Genomic DNA, 2,146 nt, shown 5'->3' with positions numbered 1-2,146 from the left:
GCTCAAGGCTGCGGAAATCGCGGGGATACGAGCTATCCTGGTTCATGCGATTTCGGAGGGGGCAAAGCAGTTTTACGAGCAGTATCGGTTAACGGCTTCATCGCTGGAGCCGTTAACTTTGATGGTGAAAGTTAGTGATGTTGCTAAGTCACTGGGTTTGCCAGAGTAAAATATTATTAAATGTGGCGATCGATCGAGCCAAAGTTTCTTTCAGCCTTTAGACAACGTAGAACGTTGGCTCAGTTGCTCGGAACGAGAATCGCCTATCATGAAATAAATAGCGCAAGTGAGTATGGAGGAAGATCGCAATGAATGCAAAACTGGTAAACTCCCTAGCTCAAATCATTCAAACATTGACAGATGCAGAACGAAAAGAGCTAGATACTAAGCTCTCAACTCTAGCCCAAAACAGCAAAATCACAGATAGATCGACTCGGTTTCAGCAGTGGGATCGTTTGGTTTCTGATGCTGATGCAGCAGCGTTAAAAGCCGAATTTGCCCAAGAAGACATCATTTTTGCTGAAACCATCTTGCCAGAATATTCCTCAAATCTTCAACAAGAGGACTACGCATGAGCCGTGGTGACATTTACCTTGCAGATTTAAACCCCAGTAGAGGTTCCGAACAAGCTGGAATACGTCCGGTTGTTATCGTACAGCGGGAGACAATCGATAGATTCACCCAAACAGTTGTCATCGTGCCCCTCACTTCAAATCTTCGCCGCTCGAACATTCCTGGCACCATTACCATTCCCGCCGAAGAAGGTGGACTCACTCAAGAATCAGTGGCACTCTGCTACCAGATTGCAGTTATAGATCGACAGCGACTAATCAGGCAACTTGGTAAGCTCTCGTCGTTGTACGTTCAACAGTTAAATGAGGCTCTGATTTATACCTTGAAATTAGATGAATCGATCGGTGAAGTAGAGTGAAGTTGATATATTTTGGCTCACGCAATTACTCATACTCTATTACCTCTCGGCGCGGCTACGCCTGAGGACGCTCAAGGCTGCGGAAATCGCGGGAATACGATCGATCTTGGTTCAGGCGATTTCGGAGGAGGCAAAGCAGTTTTACGAGCAGTATCGGTTTACTGCTTCAACGCTGGAGCCTTTATCTTTGATGGTGAAAATTAGTGATGTGGCTAAGTCACTGGGTTTGCCTGAGTAAAATATTATTAAATGTGGCGATCGATCGATGTCTCAACATTCGTGCGGCTAAACTTCCAAACACTTCATCAAAACCTTATTGACAGCAAGAAGGCTCCCCGATCGCGGTAAATACCCTCTAGGAACCCTTCTGAGTCTTAATTTGAGCCAAATCGGGATGAGAGGATTTGAACCCCGACCCCTGCTTCCCGAAAGCAGTAGCTTGAATCTCTCAACTGCCTATGGGGTATTCACTTCAGACATTCACAGTAAGTGAGCAGGGTAAAAATAGGGGTAAAAGGTGGTTTCGGGCAAGGTTAGCTAAGGTTGGAAAATCTCTGGTAAAGACGAAGTTAAATATCTGGTCAAGAATGGTATCAGTGCGATTAGGATAGCCAGAACTAACCCGCGCCCAACAAATCCCCAAAATCCCAGCCTGGTTCGTTCGTCGAGTTTATCGATCTTGCCCCCTAACTTGGCTTCTGACGTATCAATCTTTCCTCTGACTTCTTTGATCTCGCCTTCTAGCTTGGCTTCTACCTGCTTAATCTCGCCTCTGATGTCTGAGAAGCCCACCCGCATTTCTTCGCGCAATCCTGTCACGGATGTGGTTAGATCTGCTATCGCTTTAGCGTTGGCTTCAGTAGCCTTGGCGATCGATTCTACCGCTGTTTTAATTTCTCGAATATCTGAATCCGTGGCGGTTGTCATGTTAACCTCGCAATAGTCCTGTCTGAGTTCGATCGCGCTGCTGATAACAGTCCGTTCGATCGATCTATCCCTCGCCGTCACTGGTGGGGGCTATTTCGATTATATGGGAAACAGAGGCTTTATCAGGGTTTATAGGTCGATCGCAATTGGCAAGGGAAGGGGATTGGGCGTGGTTTGTTGCGAGATGCGATGCTGAGGACGCTCAAGGCTGCGGAAATCGCGGGGATACGAGCTATCCTGGTTCATGCGATTTCGGAGGGGGCAAAGCAGTTTTACGAGCAGTATCGG

4 protein-coding genes and 1 pseudogene are annotated in these 2,146 nt (G+C 47.0%); 4 read left to right on the top strand and 1 reads right to left on the bottom strand.

Annotated features, from left to right (window positions below):
* The first annotated feature begins 308 nt into the window (after nucleotides 1-308).
* The 3 genes from RMO35_RS13115 to RMO35_RS13105 are packed head-to-tail and all read left to right on the top strand — an operon-like array spanning nucleotide 309 to nucleotide 1,135.
* Entirely contained in the window at nucleotides 309-575 is a 267-nt protein-coding gene (locus RMO35_RS13115; protein ID WP_309741740.1) for a hypothetical protein, read from the top strand.
* Nucleotides 572-931 carry a type II toxin-antitoxin system PemK/MazF family toxin gene (locus RMO35_RS13110; RefSeq protein WP_309741739.1) on the top strand — a complete coding sequence of 120 codons (360 nt, stop codon included), beginning with the start codon at nucleotides 572-574 and terminating at the stop codon, nucleotides 929-931. The genes RMO35_RS13115 and RMO35_RS13110 overlap by 4 nt, the downstream gene beginning before the upstream one ends.
* Nucleotides 932-943: 12 nt before the next feature.
* A complete protein-coding gene (locus RMO35_RS13105; RefSeq protein WP_309741738.1) occupies nucleotides 944-1,135 on the top strand; it encodes a hypothetical protein in 192 nt (63 codons plus the stop codon).
* Nucleotides 1,136-1,468: 333 nt separating this feature from the next.
* On the opposite strand, the gene RMO35_RS13100 is transcribed toward RMO35_RS13105, so the two are convergent.
* Complete coding sequence (locus RMO35_RS13100) at nucleotides 1,469-1,939, bottom strand: hypothetical protein (RefSeq protein WP_309741737.1); 471 nt, start codon at nucleotides 1,937-1,939, stop codon at nucleotides 1,469-1,471.
* Nucleotides 1,940-1,993: 54 nt separating this feature from the next.
* On the opposite strand from RMO35_RS13100, the pseudogene RMO35_RS25360 reads away from it, so the two are divergent.
* Nucleotides 1,994-2,146 (top strand): annotated as a pseudogene (locus RMO35_RS25360) (GNAT family N-acetyltransferase); the annotation flags it as partial.

The organism is Chamaesiphon sp. OTE_20_metabat_361, assembly GCF_031364565.1.
The sequence above is the reverse complement of the archived record's forward strand: the minus strand, read 5'-3'. Positions and strand labels throughout refer to the sequence as shown.

Excerpts from the sequence above, each read along its gene's own strand:
- RMO35_RS13115 (WP_309741740.1), top strand. The coding sequence starts at position 309 with ATGAATGCAAAACTGGTAAACTCCCTAGCTCAAATCATTCAAACATTG.
- RMO35_RS13110 (WP_309741739.1), top strand. The coding sequence starts at position 572 with ATGAGCCGTGGTGACATTTACCTTGCAGATTTAAACCCCAGTAGAGGT.